The organism is Nocardia heshunensis (assembly GCF_054782115.1).
In genome coordinates this window covers 547,404-565,736 of the sequence record NZ_BAAGTC010000003.1, presented here as the reverse complement: position 1 = coordinate 565,736, position 18,333 = coordinate 547,404, and the positions used below count along the sequence as shown (strand labels likewise).

Genomic DNA, 18,333 nt, shown 5'->3' with positions numbered 1-18,333 from the left:
GTAGTTCACCGTGGCGGGGGTGTGTCCGTGATGTTTCCGTTACAGGTCTAGGGTTAGACGCGCAACGGAAACGATCCGCAAAGCTGAGGAGCGAAAACGTGACTGTCCGGGTAGGGATCAACGGCTTCGGCCGCATCGGGCGCAACTTCTTCCGCGCCGTCGAGGCGCAGAAGGCCCTCGGCACCACAGACATCGAGATCGTGGCGGTCAACGACCTGACCGACAACAAGACCCTTGCCACCCTGCTGAAGTACGACTCGATCCTCGGCCGTCTGCCGCAGGACGTCTCCCTGGACGGCGAGTACATCGTCGTCGGCGATCAGCGCATCCGCGCGCTCGAGATCAAGGAAGGCCCGTCGGCCCTGCCGTGGGGCGACCTGGGTGTCGACGTGGTCGTCGAGTCCACCGGTATCTTCACCGCCGCCGCCAAGGCGAAGGGCCACCTGGCCGCCGGCGCCAAGAAGGTCATCATCTCCGCGCCCGCCTCCGATGAGGACATCACCATCGTGATGGGCGTCAACGACGACAAGTACGACGGCTCGCAGAACATCATCTCCAACGCCTCGTGCACCACCAACTGCCTGGGCCCGATTGCCAAGGTGCTCAACGACTCCTTCGGCATCGAGCGTGGTCTGATGACCACGGTCCACGCCTACACCCAGGATCAGAACCTGCAGGACGCGCCGCATAAGGATCTGCGTCGCGCCCGCGCCGCCGCGCTGAACATCGTGCCCACCGGCACCGGTGCCGCCAAGGCCATCGGCCTGGTGCTGCCCGAGCTGCTCGGCAAGCTCAACGGTTACGCGCTGCGCGTGCCGGTCCCGACGGGTTCGCTCACCGACCTGACCGTGGACCTGCGCAAGGCCGCGTCCGTCGACGAGGTCAACGCCGCCATGAAGGCCGCCGCCGAGGGCCCGATGAAGGGCATCCTGAAGTACAACGTCGACCCGATCGTCTCCTCCGACATCGTGACCGACCCGCACTCCTCGATCTACGACGCGCCGCTGACCCAGGTCATCGACAACCAGGTCAAGGTCGCCTCCTGGTACGACAACGAGTGGGGCTACTCCAACCGCCTCGCCGACCTCATCGGCCTCGTCGGCAAGTCCCTCTAAGCGCCGATGACGATCAAGACACTCCAGGATCTGCTGAACGAGGGTGTCGAGGGCCGGGGCGTACTCGTGCGCTCCGACCTCAACGTGCCCCTCGACAACGGCGTCATCACCGACCCGGGCCGCATCATCGCGTCCGCGCCGACCATCAAGGCGCTGGCCGAGGCCGGCGCCAAGGTCGTCGTGACCGCGCATCTGGGTCGCCCCAAGGGTGAGCCGGACGCGAAGTTCTCGCTGGCTCCCGTCGCCGCGCGACTGGCCGAGGAGCTGGGCCGCAATGTCCAGCTGGCCGGTGACGTGGTGGGCTACGATGCGCTCTCGCGCTCGGAGGGCCTCACCGACGGCGACGTGATGCTGCTCGAGAACGTGCGCTTCGATCCGCGCGAGACCAGCAAGGACGAGGCCGAGCGGACCAAGCTCGCCAAGGCCCTGGTCGAACTCGTCGGCGACGACGGCGCTTTCGTGTCCGACGGCTTCGGTGTGGTGCACCGCAAGCAGGCGTCGGTCTACGACGTGGCCAAGCTGCTGCCGCATTACGCGGGCAACCTGGTCGCGGCCGAGACCGAGGTGCTGCGCAAGCTCACCACCGACACCGAGCGGCCGTACGCGGTCGTGCTGGGCGGTTCGAAGGTCTCCGACAAGCTGGCGGTCATCGAGGCGCTCGCGCCGAAGGTCGACACGCTGGTCATCGGCGGCGGCATGTGCTTCACCTTCCTTGCCGCACAGGGCCTTTCGGTGGGCACCTCGCTGCTGCAGGAGGAGATGGTCGCGACCTGCCAGGACCTGCTGGACAAGTACGCGGACGTCATCCACCTGCCGGTCGACTTCATCGTCGCGGACAAGTTCGCCGCGGACGCGGAGTCGAAGACGGTGGCGGCCAACGAGATTCCCGACGGTTGGATGGGTCTGGACATCGGTCCGGAGTCGACCAAGCGGTTCGCGGCGCTGCTGACCGAGGCCAAGACGGTGTTCTGGAACGGCCCCATGGGCGTGTTCGAGTTCGAGGCGTTCTCGGCCGGTACCCGCGGTGTCGCCGAGGCGATCGCCACGGCCACCGGTAAGGGCGCGTTCACGGTCGTCGGCGGCGGTGACTCGGCCGCGGCCGTGCGCACTCTCGGCCTGCCCGACGACGGTTTCTCGCACATCTCCACCGGCGGCGGTGCGTCGCTGGAATACCTGGAGGGCAAGGAACTTCCGGGCCTTTCGGTTCTGGAGGACTGAACCATGGCACGTAAGCCTTTGATCGCGGGCAACTGGAAGATGAATCTCAACCACCTCGAGGCCATCTCGCTGGTGCAGAAGATCGCCTTCGCGTTGCCGGAGAAGTACTTCGACAAGGTCGACGTCACGGTGATCCCGCCGTTCGTGGACCTGCGCAGCGTGCAGACGCTGGTCGAGGGTGACCGGCTGCTGCTCACCTACGGTGCGCAGGACGTGTCCACCCACGACGAGGGCGCCTACACCGGCGAGATCAGCGGTTCCATGCTCGCGAAGCTGGGCTGCTCGTTCGTCGTGGTCGGCCACTCCGAGCGGCGTCAGTACCATCTCGAGGACGACGCGACCGTGCTGGCCAAGACCAAGCAGGCGCTCAAGTACGGCATCACGCCGATCGTCTGCATCGGTGAGGGCCTGGGCGTGCGCGAGACCCAGACCCACGTGGCCTACAACCTCGAGCAGCTGCGCGGCTCGCTCAAGGGCCTGACCGCCGAGGAGATCTCCAAGGTCGTCATCGCTTACGAGCCGGTCTGGGCCATCGGCACCGGCAAGGTCGCCACCCCGGCCGACGCGCAGGAAGTCTGCGGCGCGATCCGCAAGGAACTCGCGGAGCTGGCGAATCCCGAAGTGGCCGCGGGTGTCCGCGTCCTCTACGGCGGTTCGGTCAATGCGAAGAACGTCGGCGAGCTGGTCGGTCAGACCGACATCGACGGTGCTCTGGTCGGCGGCGCGTCGCTCAAGGGCGACGAGTTCGCGACCCTCTCGGCGATCGCCGCGGGCGGTCCGCTGCCGTAACGGTCTCCGTTGCCAAGAATTAGGGCCGGGCATCCATCGGATGCCCGGCCCTTTTCGGCAGAATGGCGATCATGAGCGACGACTGGAACACCAACATCATCAACGAGTTCCGCGCCAACGAGGGCCGCGTCGGCGGACCTTTCGAGGGAGCTCCCATGATCCTGGTCCACCACCGCGGCCGTAAGTCGGGCAAACAGGGCGTGACGCCCCTGATGTATCAGGCCGATGAGAAGGACCCGAACCTGCTCTACATCTTCGCCTCGGCGGCGGGCGCACCGAACAACCCCGCCTGGTACTACAACCTCACCGACGCCGGAAAGACCGACGTCGAGGTCGGCACCGAAACCTTCCCGGTCGACATCTCCGAGGTCACCGGCTCGGACCGGGACCGCATCTACGACACCCAGGCCACCCGGTTCCCGGGTTTCGCGGGCTACGCGGAGAAGACCGCGGGCATCAGGACCATCCCGGTGCTGGCTTTGCGCCGGTCCTAGCGCAACTCACGGGCGGTCGTGGCCGGAGGATTTCCGGCCGCGACCGCCTTTTTCATGCCCTTGATCGTGACATTCCCTCGCTTCTTGACAGTAACTGTCATATCGGTAGACACTGGCAGTGGATGAAGGAGGACGAATGTCATTGCGGGAGCGGCAACGTCGGCAGGTCCGGGACGAGATCCAGCGGGCGGCCTACGTGTTGTTCGCCGAGAAGGGCTTCGCCGAGGTGACCACCGAGCAGATCGCCGCGGCGGCCGGGGTTTCGGCGAGTACCTACTTCCGGCACGTGCGCAGCAAGGAAGATCTGCTGCTGGATCCGGTGCGCGGAGGTGGGGCGGGAATCGCGCCGTTGCTCGAGGAGCAGGATGCCGATCAACCGGCGGATGTGGCTCTGGCGCAGGCGATTCTGGCTCGCTCCACCACGCTGGCGGCGTCCGAGCTCGAACAGTGGCGGGCCGCGTTCGCGACGGCTCCGCATCTGCTGGAGCGGGTGGCGCTGATCAGTGGCGAGCATCGGGCACGGTTGGTCGAGCTGATCGGAGAGCGGATGGGGCGGGACCCGGGGGCGGACAGTACGCCCGGACTGCTCGTGCATCTGATGCTCGCGGCGGCGGAATTCGGCTACCTGCAATGGCTTCGGAATTCCGAGCATCCGGAAATGTCGCTGGCGGTGTGCGTGGAGGGTGCCCTCGACGCCGTGGTCGGCGAACGCTGGCGGCACGAGGGCTGAAAGGCACTCGGGCACAGGGCGATACAACAGAATGCTGGAGATTGAGGAAACATGCGGGACGACAGGGAAACTGCCGGGACGTTCGATCTGATCGTCGTCGGGTCGGGGGCGGCAGGGATGGCCGCGGCGTTGACGGCCGCTCACCACGGACTGTCGGCGGTCATCGTCGAGAAGGCGCAGCACTGGGGCGGTTCCACCGCCAGATCCGGTGGCGGCGTGTGGATTCCGGGCAACTCGGTGCTGCGGCGGGAAGCGCCCACGGATGATCTCGAGGCGGCGCGGACGTATCTGAAGGGCATCATCGGGCCGGGCGTGGATTCGGCGCTGATCGACACCTATCTCGATCGAGGCCCGGAGGTCTTCGACTTCCTGGCCGAGCACTCTCCGCTTCGGATGCGGTGGGTGCCGGGCTATTCCGATTACTATCCGGAAGCACCCGGCGGGCGTGCGCACGGTCGGTCGATCGAACCCGTGCCCTACAACGCCAACGGGCTGGGCGCCGAATTGGCCGCGCTGGAACCGGATTACGTCAGAGCGCCCAGGAACGTGGTGATCACCCAGGCCGAATTCCGGCACCTGAACCTGGGATTGCGTACGGTGCGCGGCCCGCTCGCCGCGCTGGGGATCGCCGGGCGGTGGCTGGCGGCGACGGTGCTGCGGCGGCGGGTGCTCGTCCGTGGTCAAGCGCTCAGCGCCATGCTGCGGGCGGGTCTGCAATCGGCGAATGTGCCACTGTGGCTGGAGACTCCGCTGGTCGAGCTGTGCACCGAGGACGGCCGGGTGACGGGTGTCGTGGTGCAACGGGACGGTCGCGAGCAGGTGATCGCCGCCCGGCGCGGCGTGGTGATCGCCGCGGGCGGATTCGAGCACAACGAGGTGATGCGCAAGCAGTACCAGCGCGAGCCCATCGGCACCGCATGGACCGTCGGCGCGCGAGCCAACACCGGTGACGGCATCCGCGCGGGTCGAACCGCCGGTGGCGCGGTCGAATTCATGGACGACGCCTGGTGGGGCCCGTCGATCCCGCTACCCCGCACATCCTGGTTCTGCCTGGCCGAACGCAACCTGCCCGGCAGCATGGTGGTCAACGATCGTGGCGAACGCTTCATGAACGAATGCCTGCCCTACGTCGAGGCCGTCCACAGCATGTACGGCGGTGTGCACGGCCAGGGCGCGGGCCCCGGCGAAAACCTGCCCGCCTGGCTGATTTTCGACCAGCGCTACCGCAACCGCTACCAGTTCGCGGGCATCGCACCACGCCAGGCGCTACCGGGCCGGTGGTTCGAATCCGGCGCGCTGACCAAAGCAGACTCGCTCCCCGAACTTGCCGAGAAGCTCGGCCTCCCAGTCGAGAAACTCACTGCGACCGTGACCCGGTTCAACGAATTCGCCCACGACGGCAAGGATCCCGACTTCAGCCGCGGCGACAGCGCCTACGACAACTACTACGGCGACCCTCGCAACCACCCGAACCCGAACCTCGGTGCACTCGAGACGGGTCCGTTCTACGCCGCGAAAATGGTCCCCGGCGACCTGGGTACCAAGGGCGGTCTGACCACCGACGTCGACGCCCGCGTCCTGCGCACCGACGGCTCGGTGATCGAGGGCCTGTACGCCGCAGGCAATTCCGCCGCCCCCGTCATGGGCCACACCTACGCCGGTCCCGGCGCGACGATCGGCCCCGCGATCGTCTTCGGTTACCTGGCCGCCCGGCACGCCGCCCGCTAGGCGAGCACGCCGCCACCGTCGAGCGGGAGGATGGTGCCGGTGGCGTGCGGCTGGGTGAGGAAGAAGACGAAGGCGGCGGCGATGTCGTCGACCTCGGCGATGCGGTGCAGGGGAGTGGCTGCGGCAGTGTCGGCGTAGAACTGCTCGCGCAGGTCCTCCGGGAAGTTCCACAGCGGCGAGCGCACCACGCCGGGCATGACGGCGTTGACCCGGATCGGTGCAAGTTCCACCGCCAGTGCCCGGGTCAGCGCCTCCACCGCGCCGCACACGCTCGAGGTGACCGAGGAGCCGGGCACCGGTCGCGGACCGGCGGTGCCGGTGGTCAGCGTGATGGATCCGTTCGCACGCAGGTGGGGGGCCGCCGCCTGCACGGCCGCCAGCACGCTGAAGTAGCGCAGTTCGAAGAACTTCCGGGCCGCGTCGATGTCCACGTCGGCGACGGGGGAGAGCAGCAGTGGCTCGCCCGCGGTGTAGACGAGGTGGTCGATGGCCCCGAGTTCGTCGAACATCGAGCGAATCCGGTTGGTGTCGTTCAGGTCCGCGACCACGCCGGTGACGCCGGCGGGCAGATCGGCCACGGCCCGATCCACATTGGCCTGCCGACTCGAGACGACGGTGACCTTCGCGCCCTGGTTCGCGGTCGCGGCGGCGACGGCGTGGCCGATGCCGGAGGTGCCGCCGAGGATGACGATGCGCTGTCCGTCGAGAGACATTCGGGTGTTCCTTTCGGGGAATTGCTGTCTGCGTTTGCCTCTCTACCTTCGGGTTTGCGGGCGTCTCCCGTCCAAGACCTATCGCGCCGCCTGTAATACCCTGAGGGCATCATGAGCGATGTGGATCTGCGCAAGCTGCGCTATTTCGTGGCGGTGGCCGAACACCTGCACTTCGGTCGCGCGGCCGAGCAGCTGTACATCGCGCAACCGGTGCTGTCGCGGCAGATTCGCGCCCTCGAAGAGGAACTGGGTGCCCAACTGTTCGCGCGGGATCGGCGCGGGACCGCGTTGACGGCGGCGGGGGAGCAGCTGCTAATCGATGCCAAGCCGCTGCTGGCCGCCGCGGAAGGCTTGCGGCGCAGGGTGATTCGGGCCTCGACGGGTGTCGACATGTTCACCGTTGGTTTCATGCCGGGCCTCATCGTGACCGCGGCCGTGCGTGCGCTCACCGACCGGCATCCCGGCCTGACCGTGGAGTTGGTGCGCACCAGCTGGTATGACCAGGTCGAGGTGGTGCACGACGGTCGCGTGGACGTGAGTGTCGTGCGGCTGCCGATCGAGTCGCAGGGGCTGGCGGTGCGCCCGCTCTACACCGAGCCGCGGGTCGTGGTGCTGCCCGCCGATCACCCCCTGGCCGGCAAGGCCGAGCTCGCCCTCGCCGATCTCGCCCACGAACATTTGCTGCAGGGCCCCGATCTGGTGCCCGAATGGGCCGCGGTGGCAACCGAATCGCGCACCGACCGTCCCGCACCCCCGGTCTTCCGCAGCGTGGAGGAGAAGCTCGAGCACGTCGCGGCGGGCCACGGCATCATCTTCCTGCCCCTGTCGGTGATGACCTTCTACACCCGCCCGGACATCGCCTACGTCGCGGTCCCCGACCTCGCCCCGAACCAGGTCAGCCTCGCCTGGTCGGCCGAGCGCCCGGTCCCGCTGGCCGAGGAATTCGCAATCCTTGCCGCCCAGTGACTTTCGATCTACACCGTCCAGTCGTGTCTGATCTCGATTCCACGCGACGGATCCCGGAAGAGGGGTTACCGTCGATATTGTGTTCGGCATCATCCGACCCTGCCGTCATCGGCTGGGCGAGGAACTCGGGCGGGCTTGGCTGGCGCAACTGTGCGGGCTGTGTCTCGCACTGCGTGACGACCATGGTCAAAGCGCCCGCATGGTAACCAATTACGACGGGCTGATCGTCTCGGCCCTGGTGGAGGCGCAGTCGACCGCGCCGCCCACGCGCCGTGCGGCCGGGCCCTGCCCGCTGCGCGGTATGAAGCGCGCCGATGTCGCCACCGGCGACTGTGTGCGCCTGGCCGCGACGGTGTCGCTGGTGCTGGCCGCCGCGAAGGTCCGCGACCACGTCGAGGACGGCGACGGCATGGCGGGTTCGCCGGGGTTCCGCCCGGCTGCCCGCCGGATCGCCGAGCGCTGGGCCCGGCAGGGCGAATCCAGCGGTGCGGGACTGGGTTTCGACACCGACGTACTGGTGACTGCTGTCGACCGGCAGACCGAACTGGAGGCCGCGGCCGTGGTGGGCACACCGGTGCTGGAGGTCACCGAGCCCACCGAGACGGCGACGGCGGCCGCCTTCGGGCACACCGCCATTCTGGCCGGTCGACCGGGCAATCAGGCGGCGCTGACCGAGGTGGGCCGATTGTTCGGCCGCATAGCGCATCTCGTGGACGCCGTCGAGGATCTGGGCGACGATCTGGCACACGGCAAGTGGAATCCATTGACCGCCACGGGAACCGAGGTTGCCGAGGCGCACAGGCTGTGCACCGATGCCCTGCTGGGTATCGAATTGGCCTTGGCCGATGTGGAATTCACCGATGGCCGCTTGATTCACAAACTGCTGAAGCATGAGCTCGGCCGCTCGGTGACCCGCACCTTCGGCGTCGCTCACGGCCCCACATGTACCAATCACGTTGCGACCCAGCCGACAAGCCGTTGGCGTCGCCGTGGCCAGCAACCGTGGGGTCCGCCGCCGCCGGGCTACGGTCCGCCGCCCGGCTACGGTTACGGCCCGGGCCCCGGCTACTACGGCCCGGCCCCGCGTCGCCGCGGTGGCCTGTGCCTGCCGTGCTGCGAGGGGTGCGTCTGCTGCGGCGAAGGTTGCTGCTGTTGTGAGGAATCCTGTTGCTGCTGTGAGGAATCCTGCTGCGACTGCTGATCGGGGTTCGCACCGGCGAGGAGCGGGCAGGTGGTCTACCCGGCCCTCCCGGTGTCGAGGAACCGCCCCCTCCGGGTGGGCGGTTCGCGGCCTAGCTCGACAGCGTGCTGGAGCCGCCGCTGAGCAGTCCGCTACCCGCGTTGAGCAGGCCGCTGCCGCTGCCCAGGCCCGAGGAGCCGGAGGTGGTCGTGGTGGTCTGCAGGGTCCAGGTGCCGCAGCCGCTGGTGAAGAACGCGACGTCGGTGGACTTGATCTCGACGGTGACCGAGCCGTTGATCGCGCCGCCGGTCTGGATGGTGGCGCTGGCGTCGGGGGTGATGGCCGACAGTCGCGCCCACACGCAGACGGATGCCGCGGTGGTGGTCTTGTAGACACCGGGCTGGATGTCGATGCCGACCTTGAAGGTGGAGTCGCTGCCCATGCTGGTGGGGAGGGCGGCGTTGGCGGTGCCGGTGCTCGCCAGCACCGCGGCTGCGGTGAGTGCGAGGCCGTTGAGCACGATGGACTTTTTCACGGTGGATGCCCCTCCGTTGTGTGAAATGAGAGCGTTTCGGAGGGTAGTGGGTGGGACAGTTCGCCGGAGTGTTTTCGGCAAGCTGGTCGAAACCATCATGGCCAGAATCCGGACATCGGATGCCGGAATCGGCCGCGCCGACCATGATTGCCTGTGTGGCAGCGCAATTCGTCCCCATCCCGGATTGGTTCTCGCAGGACAACCAGGACTGCGGCATCGCCGTCGCCGACCTGAGCGGGAACGGCACCCTCGACATCGTTGTCCTCATGGTCGACAACCCACCCGGCCAGAACAGTGGAAACTACCGCGTCGGCCACGCCCTGGCCGCCGACGGCACGGTCGGGCAGTGGGGACCGTGGCTGCAGGTCCCCGACTGGTGGGGCTGGGAAAACCAGGGTGCGGGCATCGCCATCGGCGACCTGAGCGGCAACGGCCGCCCGGACCTGGTGGTCTTCCTGGTCGATCATCCGCAGGGCGGCGATCACGGCTACTTCCGGATCGGGCGCGACCTCGCCGCCGACGGCACGGTGACCGGCGGGTGGACGCCCTGGCAGGAGATTCCGGACTGGTACGGCTGGGAGAATCAGGGCGCGGACATCTGCCTGACCCACCTGGACGGGCAGCCGGTGCTGGTGGTCATGACCGTCGACAATCCGGTCGGCCAGAACAGCGGCCAGTTCCGGCTGGGCAAGGGCATTACTGCAGACGGCACCGTCGCGGAATGGACGCCGTGGGTGGCGATTCCGGACTGGTGGGGCTGGGAGAACCAGGGCGCGGGCATGACCATCGCGGATCTGGACGGCGACGGCCGGCCCGAGCTGATCGTGTTCACCATCGATCACCCGCAGAACGGGAACGCCGGGCTGTACACCATCGGCTGGGGCCTGGACGGGACCGGGCACTGCGTGGACGGGTGGAGTCGCTGGTCGCATGTGCCGGACTGGGGCTTCTGGGAGAACGAGGGCGCGGCGGTCGCGCTGCTGCCGGGTGGCGCGGGCGGACTGCCGCGACTCGTGGTGTGCGCCATCGATCATCCGCAGGGCGGCAATGCCGGGTACCTGCGGGTGCTCGACCTGGAAACCGATCTGGCGACCGCTCCCACCCAGGGCACCTGGCGCATCCTGGATTTCGGCACCGAGATCAATCCCGTGCACACCGCGCTGCTGCACACCGGCGATGTGCTGTTCTTCGCCGGTTCCGGCAACGATCCGGATCGGCTCAACGCCCACGACTTCCGCACGCGCGTCTGGCATTACCCGAATCCCGGCCTGGCCGCGCCGGCGACGCCGATCGACATGTTCTGTTCGGGCCAGGCCTACCTGCCCGACGGGCGGCTGCTGGCCGCGGGCGGCACCGGACAGTACGACCCGTTCTTCGGCCTGCGCGACGCGCTGCTGTTCGATCCGGCGACCCTGGCCTGGGAGACCCAACCCGATATGACCGCCGGGCGTTGGTATCCCACGCTGGCGGCCCTGAAAACCGGTGCGGTGGTGGCGGTCTCGGGCCTCGGCACGGACGGGTTCCTCTCCGAGACGCCGGAGCTGTTCGATCCGGCCACCCTCACGTGGTCGAAACTGCCTGTACCCGGACCGATTCCGACGTACGCGCACCTGATTCTGCTGGCCGACGGCCGGGTGTTCTATACCGGCGGCCAGTTCGGGACGAACAACGGTATGCACCCGTCGATCTGGGACACCGCCACCGGCGCCGTCACCGAGGTCGACGGCCTCTACGACCCGGAATCGCGCAGCCAGTCCACGAGTGTGCTGCTGCCCCCGGCGCAGGCGCAGCGGGTGATGCTGCTCGGTGGCGGCACCGTCGACCCGCACGGACCCGGGATGGCGTCGGCGGACACCCAGATCGTGGATCTGACCGCCGCCGCGCCCGCCTACAAGCCCGGCCCGCCCATGGCGTACCCGCGCATGCACGTGTGCGCGGTGATCCTGCCGGACCGTACGGTGCTGGCCTCGGGCGGCTCGGGCATGGAGGAGATGGCCGATGCGGTGCCGCCCAACGGCGAGCTCTACGACCCGGTCGCCGGAACCTGGTCGCCGACCGCACCGCAACGGGTGGCTCGGCTGTATCACTCGGTGGCCCTGGTGACCCCGGACGGCAAGGTGGTGACCGCCGGATCGAATCCGCTGCGCAAGACCGAGGAGCTGCGGATCGAAATGTTCTGGCCGCCCTACCTTTTCAAGGGTGCGCGGCCGGAGTTCGAGATGTCCGTGGGCACGGTCGAATACGGGGCACCGGTGAGCCTGACCACCACCGCGGCCGTGCGGGAGGTGAGTCTGATGCATCCGACCTCCTGCACCCACTCCTGCGACAACAATCAACGCCTGATCGATCTGCCGTTCACCACGACCGCGCCCGGCACGCTGAGCATGTCGATGCCCACGAATCCCGCACTGGCCCCGCCCGGCTGGTACCTCGTGGTGGTGGTGGACACCGACGGCATTCCGTCGACGGGGCATTGGCTGCAGTTGAATCCGGCTACACCCGGACCGGTCTGAGTCGGCCGGGCACGAAATGCGGCATCCGTCACCGGGTGCCGCACTACCGTGGACCCATGACCGCCGAATACCGCCACCTGCTCGTCAAGCGCGACGGCGACACCATCACCGTCACCATGAACCGCCCTGATCGCCGCAATGCGCTCTCCGCCGACCATCTCGCCGAGTTGCTGACCGCATTCCGCGCGGTCGGCGACACCGACGCGACCGGTCTCGTACTGGCCGCGGCCGGACCGGTTTTCAGCGCGGGCCACGATTTCGCCGATGTGGCCGCCCGCGACCTGCTCGGGGTGCGCGACCTGCTCGAGCTGTGCCAGCAGGTGATGACCACGCTGGAATCGATTCCCCAGGTGGTCATCGCCCGCGTGCACGGCCTGGCCACCGCGGCGGGCTGTCAGCTGGTCGCCTCCTGCGATCTGGCCGTCGCCGCCGAATCCGCGGGCTTCGCCCTGCCCGGTGGCAAGGGCGGATGGTTCTGCCACACCCCGGCGGTTCCCGTCGCCCGTTCGATCGGCCGCAAACGTCTGATGGAACTTGCCCTCACCGGCGATGTCGTGGACGCCCGCACGGCCGTGGACTGGGGCCTGATCAACTACGCCGTCCCCGACGCCGACCTCGACACCGCCGTCGCCGACCTGCTGGCCCGCGCCACCCGCGGCAGCCGAGCGAGCAAGGCCCTGGGCAAACGCACCCTCTACGCTCAGCTCGACCGCCCCGAGGCCGACGCCTACACCCTGGCCCGCGAGGTCATGGCCGCCGCCTCCCAATTGCCCGGCGCGCGTGAGGGAATGGCCGCCTTCCTGGAGAAACGCCACCCGAACTGGACCGACTGACTCCACCCGGCCGGGCCCGCAATCCACCCGGTCTCCACCCGCGGGTGGTGGGTTCGAGCCCGCCGAAACGCGACCGTAGAAGCATGAACTTGCAGAATGCGGTGGTCGAGGGTTTGGTCGCGGTGCTGGTGATCGGCTGGATCATGTACCGGCAGACGCAGTGGCAGGCCCTGGACCAGACGAGGCTGTGGCGGGGGCCGATCGTGCTCGGGCTGATCGGGTTCCTGCAGATGAAGTCCGTGCTCACCGGCGGCGGCCTCGGGGTGCTCGCGGTGGTGTTGCTCGCCCTCTCGGCGGTCCTGGGTCTGGCCTTCGGGCTGGTGATGGGCCAGCTGTCGCAGGTTCGCGTCGGCGCGGCCGGACTGGAAGCGCGCACCGGCTGGGTCGGCTCGCTGCTGTGGCTGGTGCTGCTGGCCGTGCGGATCGGCATCGATGTGGTGGCGCATGCGAACGGGGCCGCGGTGGTCACCTCGATCGGGGCGATCCTGCTGATGGTGGCGCTGAATCGGGCCGGACGCGCGGTGGTGCTGGCCCGGCGTGCCGAGCAGGCGCACGCGTTTGCGGCACACTGAGACCGATGATCCTCGATCCCAACTCGGGCCTGTCCAGGCTGCTGCGCCTGGTCGGGCTCGTCGCCGTGGTGTCGGCCTCGGCGAACGCCGCGCTGTGGCATCGGCCCTGGGTGGCCGTGCTGGTGGTGCTGTCGTGGCTGGGTTGGGCGGGCTGGGCGGCATCACCCCTCGGGTCGCCGATGGAGCGAATCTGCGTGGCCGCCATGGGCATCGGCGGGGGACTGACGGTCGCGCAGTCGGCGGGATCGGCGATCACCGCGCTGGCCACCGTGTTCGTCGCCCTGAGCTTGATGAGCGATCCGCTGCGGGTCGGACTGGTGATCGCGCTGGGCACCGCCGCGCTGATGTGCGTGTCGATCCTGCTGGACGGCGGCCGACCACGGGCCATGCTGGGTCTGATGGTCGGCGTGGTGGTGATCGGCCTGGGCGGCTGGAGTAGACGGCAGGCCAGAGTGGCCGCCGAACGCAATCGGCTACTGGTGGAACAGAATCGGATCATTCGCACCGAGCGGGACCGGGCGGCCGCCCTGGCCGAGCGCGGCCGCATCGCGCGCGATATCCACGACGTCCTGGCGCACACCCTGGGCGGTCTGGTGCTGCAGTTGGACGCCGCGGACGCACTGCTCGAGGCGGGGGAGGTGGACAAGGCCGCCGAACGGGTTCGGGCCTCACACGAATTGGCGGTATCCGGGCTGGCCGATGCCCGGCGGGTGGTCGGGACGCTACGGTCGGACCGCTTCGACACCGCGGTCGAGTTGCGCCGTGTCGTCGACGAACACCGCAGTGCCGGTGGAGAACTGGCCGAACGCCTGGATACCGCGGTGAACCCGGCGAGCGAGCAGACCGCGGTCGCGCTCATCCGCGCGGTGCAGGAGGCACTCACCAATGCCCGCAAACACGCTCCCGGGCAGCCGGTTACGCTCACCCTCCGGGACAATGCCGGGCGCATCGAGACGGTGATCTCGAATCCGATGGTTGCACCGGGATTTCTGCTCGGCGCCAGCGGCTCCGGTGCGGGTCTGCTCGGCATGCGGGAACGGGTCGAAGCGGTCGGCGGGAAGTTGACCGCGGGAAAGGAGGACGGTCGGTGGACGGTGCGAATCCTGCTGCCGCGGACGTGATCACGGTCGTCGTGGCCGATGATCAGACCACGGTGCGCGACGGGTTGACCACGGTGCTGTCGCTGCTGCCCGATATGCGGGTGGTGGGGGAGGCCCGCGACGGCGCGGAGGCGGTGGAGTTGGTCGCGCGCGTGAAACCCCGTGTGGTGCTGATGGATCTGCGGATGCCGGGCATCGACGGGGTGGCCGCCACGGCCGCGATCACCGCCCAGCATCCCGAGACCGTGGTGCTCGTGCTCACCACTTACGCCGATGACGCTTCGATCGCGGGTGCGCTGCGAGCGGGTGCGCGCGGCTACCTGACCAAGGACGCGGGTCGCGCCGAGATCGCGGCCGCCATTCGCTCGGTCGCCAGCGGCCACACCACGCTGGCCGCCGATGTGGGCCGACGTCTGCTTTCCGCGCTCGATGCGCCACCGGAATCGCCCGTGGACCTCACCGATCGTGAACGCGATGTGCTGCGCCTGATGGCGCAGGGGCGCAACAACACCGAGATCGCCAAGGAGTTGTTCATCGGCGTCAGCACGGTGAAAACGCACATCAATTCGCTGTTCGCGAAGCTCGGCGTGCGGGATCGCGGGCAGGCCATCGCGTACGCGCATCGCACCGGGCTGGCCCGGTGAATGCGGGGGAGGCACTCTCCCGGCCTCTGTCGACTATCTGAGTCTGTAGATATTGCAATCTGAGCATGGATTGCCGGGCGGGTTGCCGCTGCCGCAAAACCCAGCTCGGAGCAGAGCGGCAGCGGGTGTCAGGAGACGGAGGTCTTGCCGAAGCGGGCCTCGAAGGCGGCGCGGTTGGCCGACACGGGGGAGCGGTCCCAGACCGCGAAGACGACCTGTTCGAAGGCCGCGCCGTGCTTGCGCAGTGCCGCCTCGAACGCGGCCGCGACCTCGTGCGAATCATTGCGGAACACTCCGCATCCCCAGGCGCCGAGCACGAGTTCGCGCACCCCGTGACGGGCGGCGATGGCGAGTACTCGGACGGCGCGTTCGTTGAGAACGTCCGTCACCGCGACGGGTCGGCCCGAATGGTCGGCCAGCGCACCGGCATTGGGGGCGGGCGAGGTCAGGAACGACACCGGGAACGGCTGTGAGCTCAGCGCCCAATGGTCATCGCGGATGACCGGCACGCCGGGCGAGTAGATGACGCGATGGCTGTAGCGCAGATCGTCGGAGGCGCGGTGGGCCGCATAGTAATCGGGGGCTTCGCGCAGGCTGCGGTAGAGCAGCGCGCTGCGGCACAGGTCCTCTTCCTGGGCACGAGCGCCGCGCAGGTACCCGCCGCCGGGATTGCGTGCGGACGCGAAATTCAGGACGGCGACGCTCTTTCCGCCGTCGTCGTGCAGTCGCCGGGCGGCCTGGATGCTGCCTTCGGCGGTGATCTCGGGGACGCCGGTGAAGGGTCCACGCGGTCCGCCGCTGATGTCGTCCTCGGGTGTGTAGGAGATGGTTCCGGCGACGGCGGCGGCGAGTGTGGCGCCGATGTCGACGCTCCTCCCGTCGGCGGCGAGGTAGCTGCCGGTGTCGGCGATCTGCTCGTTCTCGGTGGCGATTTGTCTTGGGCTGGTACTCATTTCACAGACCCTACGGCCGATCATGTTCGCGGGCATCTTATTTTAGTGTTTGCGACTAATTCGAGATTTGGGGTGTCCGGGTGGCCGTGGCTGTCACCCGCCCCGCCTACGATGTCGGCATGACCGGTTCCCAGCGCTTGCGCGTCGTCCCCTCGCAGTTCGCGGTCGATCATCTACCGAATTCCACCTTCCCGGAGGATGACGAGTGGATCGCGCTGGTGCGTGCTCCGGAGGGGCTCACCGTGATTCGCGAGGCCCCGGCGTGGGCGGAGGGTGAGACCTGGAAGGGCTTCTACGGTGTGGACGCTGGCGGCCTGAACGCGTCGGGCACCCTGGCCGCCCTGATCGGTCCGCTGGCTGAGTCGGGGATTCCGGTGTTCGTCGCCTCGACGTTCCATGCCGATCTGATTCTGGTCCCGGCGCACCGATTGGACGAGGCGTCCTCGGCCTTGCGGGACGCCGGGCATCGCGTCGCGGACTAGTCCGCTCGGGCGTCCGGCCTGGTAAATCCGCACGGCGGTGTGTGATTGGGCCTGGGTTGCGTCGTGGTCTGCGCAGGATAATACTGTCTACGTACGTAGGACGTATATGGGCGCGTCCCGGCGCCCGACACGGCTCTCCGTGAGGTGAGGAGACGTCAGGCATGAGTTCGCGAGGCTTCGGCGACCTGGAAGCGGTCGTCATCGAACGCATCTGGGATCGGTCCGAGAAGACGGACGGGTCCGAGAGTGCGGAGGGTTCCCACAAAACAACGGTGCGTGAGCTGTTCGACGAGTTGGCGGGTGAGCGCGATATCGCGTACACGACCGTCATGTCGACGATGGACAACCTGCACCGCAAGGGCTGGCTGGAGCGCGAGCGCGTCGGCAAGGCATATCGCTACTGGCCCACCCTGAGTCGTGAGGAATACAGTGCGCGGCTCATGCGCGAGGCGCTGGGCAGCGGTGGCCGCTCGGAGTTGGTGCTGGCGCATTTCGTCGAGCAGATGAGCGCCGAGGAGTCCGAGGGTCTGCGCGCGGCGCTGCGCAAACTGACGCGCACCAAACCCCGTAGCTAGACCGCGCAGACCCGAACGCCGATGCCGGTCGCGATGACCGCGGCGACGGGAATGGCGACGGCGGTCAATGCGGCCGCGGCCGCCGCCACCCGGGTGTGCAGGCGCGGCGGATCGGCCGGTTCGGACAGTCGGCGCACGCGCGGAAGTAGTGCGGCCTCGGCGGTGGCGGGCGGTGTCGGCAGTGTGGCGAGGGTGAGCAGCGCCGCCAGAACGGTGGCGCGTCCGTGGATGCGGGCGGCGGCGTCGTCGGCGAGCATCTCGAGCAGGCGGGCTACCTCGGAGGCGCCGACGGTGAACAGGTCGATGCGCGGCAGCACGGTGGCCAGGCCGCGGGTGAGTGTCAGCAGCAGGTGATGGCGGCCCGCGAGGTGGGCGCGTTCGTGAGCGAGGACGGCATCGAGGTGGTGGTCGTCGAGCGCGGTGAGCACGCCGCGGCTGACGACGACGGTATGAGGTTTGCCCGCAACGCAATACGCGGCCGGATGGTCGACGTCGAGGACGACGGCGTCGAGGTCGGGGTGGTGGCGTCCGGCGACGCGGGCCATGCGCGCGTGTTCGAGGGTGCGCCGGCGTGAGCGCAGCAGGGTGGCGGTGAGCCGGTAGGCCACGAGAGTCGCTGCGAGCGAGGCGAATCCGGACAGCACCAGCAGCCCGGTCTGCAACGACCCGCCGTAGTCGCCGACGGCCGCGTCGTGCAGGTGCAGCAGGCAGCTGTCCATGAAGCGGGCGGGGAACAGGGAGATCCGGTGGGTGACGAGGTCGACGATGAGGATGGCGAGGGTTACCGTCCAGGCCAGCAGGGTGGAGATCATGGCGGCGATCCAGGCGGCGACGGCCATGCGTGGTGCGGCCCCGTCGACGCTGAAGCGGCGCAGCAGCCGGGGTGCGAGCACCGCGACGGCGAATCCGTAGAGCATGAGGCAGAGGGCGACGCTCATGGTCGCACCCGCGCTGCTCGCATTCGATGTTCCTCCCGTGACGTGCGCTCGAGTGTAGAGAAGAAAACTGAGGGCAGGCTTACCGTCGGTGGGGTCGTGGCGGAGGGCACGGTGGTGGGCGACTGTGATCTTGGTGTGGGAGCCGAACTCGTGCTCCGCCCTTGCGTCGGAGGCGGATCTGCGGTATCTACGTATCTACGTAGTTGTTACGTAGATAGACCGCGTGCCGCCCCTGGGCGACACAGGGACGCCGAC

The 18,333-nt window shown here is 68.4% G+C and carries 19 protein-coding genes; 15 read left to right on the top strand and 4 right to left on the bottom strand.

Going from position 1 to position 18,333, the window contains the following annotated elements:
• Window positions 1–98: 98 nt before the first annotated feature.
• The 6 genes from gap (at window position 99) to kstD (ending at window position 6,074) form a co-directional block, all read left to right on the top strand.
• Complete coding sequence (gap, locus tag ACYVN4_RS09440) at window positions 99–1,115, top strand: type I glyceraldehyde-3-phosphate dehydrogenase (RefSeq protein ID WP_379363400.1); 1,017 nt, start codon at window positions 99–101, stop codon at window positions 1,113–1,115.
• Window positions 1,116–1,121: 6 nt separating this feature from the next.
• Window positions 1,122–2,333: a phosphoglycerate kinase gene (locus tag ACYVN4_RS09435; RefSeq protein WP_460719329.1), complete on the top strand. Its 1,212-nt coding sequence runs from the start codon at window positions 1,122–1,124 to the stop codon at window positions 2,331–2,333.
• 3 nt (window positions 2,334–2,336) lie between these two features.
• Window positions 2,337–3,122 (top strand): triose-phosphate isomerase, encoded by a 786-nt coding sequence (tpiA, locus tag ACYVN4_RS09430; protein ID WP_460719327.1) that lies wholly within the window; start codon window positions 2,337–2,339, stop codon window positions 3,120–3,122.
• A 71-nt stretch (window positions 3,123–3,193) separates the two neighbouring features.
• Window positions 3,194–3,616, top strand: coding sequence for a nitroreductase family deazaflavin-dependent oxidoreductase (locus ACYVN4_RS09425; RefSeq protein WP_460719325.1), 423 nt, complete (start codon window positions 3,194–3,196; stop codon window positions 3,614–3,616).
• Between the two features lie 136 nt (window positions 3,617–3,752).
• The gene (locus ACYVN4_RS09420) at window positions 3,753–4,346 is read left to right on the top strand and encodes a TetR/AcrR family transcriptional regulator (protein ID WP_460719323.1); all 594 of its coding nucleotides are present in this window, start codon (window positions 3,753–3,755) and stop codon (window positions 4,344–4,346) included.
• 51 nt (window positions 4,347–4,397) lie between these two features.
• Window positions 4,398–6,074 (top strand): 3-oxosteroid 1-dehydrogenase, encoded by a 1,677-nt coding sequence (gene kstD, locus ACYVN4_RS09415; RefSeq protein WP_460719321.1) that lies wholly within the window; start codon window positions 4,398–4,400, stop codon window positions 6,072–6,074.
• Here kstD and ACYVN4_RS09410 read toward each other — a convergent pair.
• Window positions 6,071–6,787 (bottom strand): SDR family oxidoreductase, encoded by a 717-nt coding sequence (locus ACYVN4_RS09410; RefSeq protein ID WP_460719319.1) that lies wholly within the window; start codon window positions 6,785–6,787, stop codon window positions 6,071–6,073. The genes kstD and ACYVN4_RS09410 overlap by 4 nt on opposite strands.
• A 111-nt stretch (window positions 6,788–6,898) precedes the next feature.
• Here ACYVN4_RS09410 and ACYVN4_RS09405 point away from each other — a divergent pair, with 111 nt between their 5' ends.
• The gene (locus ACYVN4_RS09405; protein WP_460719317.1) at window positions 6,899–7,753 is read left to right on the top strand and encodes a LysR family transcriptional regulator; all 855 of its coding nucleotides are present in this window, start codon (window positions 6,899–6,901) and stop codon (window positions 7,751–7,753) included.
• Window positions 7,754–7,832: 79 nt separating this feature from the next.
• The gene (locus ACYVN4_RS09400) at window positions 7,833–8,954 is read left to right on the top strand and encodes a DUF5685 family protein (RefSeq protein WP_460719315.1); all 1,122 of its coding nucleotides are present in this window, start codon (window positions 7,833–7,835) and stop codon (window positions 8,952–8,954) included.
• Window positions 8,955–9,045: 91 nt separating this feature from the next.
• Here the strand turns inward: ACYVN4_RS09400 and ACYVN4_RS09395 are convergent, their stop codons facing one another.
• Complete coding sequence (locus ACYVN4_RS09395; RefSeq protein ID WP_460719313.1) at window positions 9,046–9,468, bottom strand: hypothetical protein; 423 nt, start codon at window positions 9,466–9,468, stop codon at window positions 9,046–9,048.
• A gap of 155 nt (window positions 9,469–9,623) precedes the next feature.
• On the opposite strand from ACYVN4_RS09395, the gene ACYVN4_RS09390 reads away from it, so the two are divergent.
• The 5 genes from ACYVN4_RS09390 (at window position 9,624) to ACYVN4_RS09370 (ending at window position 15,130) form a co-directional block, all read left to right on the top strand.
• Window positions 9,624–11,981, top strand: coding sequence for a galactose oxidase-like domain-containing protein (locus ACYVN4_RS09390; protein ID WP_460719311.1), 2,358 nt, complete (start codon window positions 9,624–9,626; stop codon window positions 11,979–11,981).
• 56 nt (window positions 11,982–12,037) lie between these two features.
• On the top strand, window positions 12,038–12,814 hold the full coding sequence (locus ACYVN4_RS09385; protein WP_460719309.1) for an enoyl-CoA hydratase-related protein: 777 nt from the start codon (window positions 12,038–12,040) through the stop codon (window positions 12,812–12,814).
• Window positions 12,815–12,897: 83 nt separating this feature from the next.
• On the top strand, window positions 12,898–13,386 hold the full coding sequence (locus tag ACYVN4_RS09380; protein ID WP_460719307.1) for a hypothetical protein: 489 nt from the start codon (window positions 12,898–12,900) through the stop codon (window positions 13,384–13,386).
• Window positions 13,387–13,391: 5 nt separating this feature from the next.
• A complete protein-coding gene (locus tag ACYVN4_RS09375; protein ID WP_460719305.1) occupies window positions 13,392–14,507 on the top strand; it encodes a sensor histidine kinase in 1,116 nt (371 codons plus the stop codon).
• On the top strand, window positions 14,474–15,130 hold the full coding sequence (locus ACYVN4_RS09370; protein WP_460719303.1) for a response regulator transcription factor: 657 nt from the start codon (window positions 14,474–14,476) through the stop codon (window positions 15,128–15,130). The genes ACYVN4_RS09375 and ACYVN4_RS09370 overlap by 34 nt, the downstream gene beginning before the upstream one ends.
• A 128-nt stretch (window positions 15,131–15,258) precedes the next feature.
• On the opposite strand, the gene ACYVN4_RS09365 is transcribed toward ACYVN4_RS09370, so the two are convergent.
• Window positions 15,259–16,083, bottom strand: coding sequence for a TIGR02452 family protein (locus tag ACYVN4_RS09365; RefSeq protein ID WP_460719301.1), 825 nt, complete (start codon window positions 16,081–16,083; stop codon window positions 15,259–15,261).
• 119 nt (window positions 16,084–16,202) lie between these two features.
• On the opposite strand from ACYVN4_RS09365, the gene ACYVN4_RS09360 reads away from it, so the two are divergent.
• Window positions 16,203–16,565, top strand: coding sequence for an ACT domain-containing protein (locus ACYVN4_RS09360; protein ID WP_460719299.1), 363 nt, complete (start codon window positions 16,203–16,205; stop codon window positions 16,563–16,565).
• Between the two features lie 161 nt (window positions 16,566–16,726).
• Window positions 16,727–17,140 carry a BlaI/MecI/CopY family transcriptional regulator gene (locus tag ACYVN4_RS09355; RefSeq protein ID WP_460719297.1) on the top strand — a complete coding sequence of 138 codons (414 nt, stop codon included), beginning with the start codon at window positions 16,727–16,729 and terminating at the stop codon, window positions 17,138–17,140.
• Here the strand turns inward: ACYVN4_RS09355 and ACYVN4_RS09350 are convergent.
• Window positions 17,137–18,078, bottom strand: coding sequence for a M56 family metallopeptidase (locus tag ACYVN4_RS09350; protein WP_460719295.1), 942 nt, complete (start codon window positions 18,076–18,078; stop codon window positions 17,137–17,139). The genes ACYVN4_RS09355 and ACYVN4_RS09350 overlap by 4 nt on opposite strands.
• Window positions 18,079–18,333 lie beyond the last annotated feature (255 nt).

What these genes read in the sequence shown, in the direction of transcription:
- ACYVN4_RS09435 (WP_460719329.1), top strand. Translation starts at nt 1,122, where the DNA reads ATGACGATCAAGACACTCCAGGATCTGCTGAACGAGGGTGTCGAGGGC.
- tpiA (WP_460719327.1), top strand. Translation starts at nt 2,337, where the DNA reads ATGGCACGTAAGCCTTTGATCGCGGGCAACTGGAAGATGAATCTCAAC.
- ACYVN4_RS09425 (WP_460719325.1), top strand. Translation starts at nt 3,194, where the DNA reads ATGAGCGACGACTGGAACACCAACATCATCAACGAGTTCCGCGCCAAC.
- ACYVN4_RS09420 (WP_460719323.1), top strand. Translation starts at nt 3,753, where the DNA reads ATGTCATTGCGGGAGCGGCAACGTCGGCAGGTCCGGGACGAGATCCAG.
- kstD (WP_460719321.1), top strand. Translation starts at nt 4,398, where the DNA reads ATGCGGGACGACAGGGAAACTGCCGGGACGTTCGATCTGATCGTCGTC.
- ACYVN4_RS09410 (WP_460719319.1), bottom strand. Translation starts at nt 6,787, where the DNA reads ATGTCTCTCGACGGACAGCGCATCGTCATCCTCGGCGGCACCTCCGGC.
- ACYVN4_RS09405 (WP_460719317.1), top strand. Translation starts at nt 6,899, where the DNA reads ATGAGCGATGTGGATCTGCGCAAGCTGCGCTATTTCGTGGCGGTGGCC.
- ACYVN4_RS09385 (WP_460719309.1), top strand. Translation starts at nt 12,038, where the DNA reads ATGACCGCCGAATACCGCCACCTGCTCGTCAAGCGCGACGGCGACACC.
- ACYVN4_RS09380 (WP_460719307.1), top strand. Translation starts at nt 12,898, where the DNA reads ATGAACTTGCAGAATGCGGTGGTCGAGGGTTTGGTCGCGGTGCTGGTG.
- ACYVN4_RS09375 (WP_460719305.1), top strand. Translation starts at nt 13,392, where the DNA reads ATGATCCTCGATCCCAACTCGGGCCTGTCCAGGCTGCTGCGCCTGGTC.
- ACYVN4_RS09365 (WP_460719301.1), bottom strand. Translation starts at nt 16,083, where the DNA reads ATGAGTACCAGCCCAAGACAAATCGCCACCGAGAACGAGCAGATCGCC.
- ACYVN4_RS09360 (WP_460719299.1), top strand. Translation starts at nt 16,203, where the DNA reads ATGACCGGTTCCCAGCGCTTGCGCGTCGTCCCCTCGCAGTTCGCGGTC.
- ACYVN4_RS09355 (WP_460719297.1), top strand. Translation starts at nt 16,727, where the DNA reads ATGAGTTCGCGAGGCTTCGGCGACCTGGAAGCGGTCGTCATCGAACGC.
- ACYVN4_RS09350 (WP_460719295.1), bottom strand. Translation starts at nt 18,078, where the DNA reads ATGAGCGTCGCCCTCTGCCTCATGCTCTACGGATTCGCCGTCGCGGTG.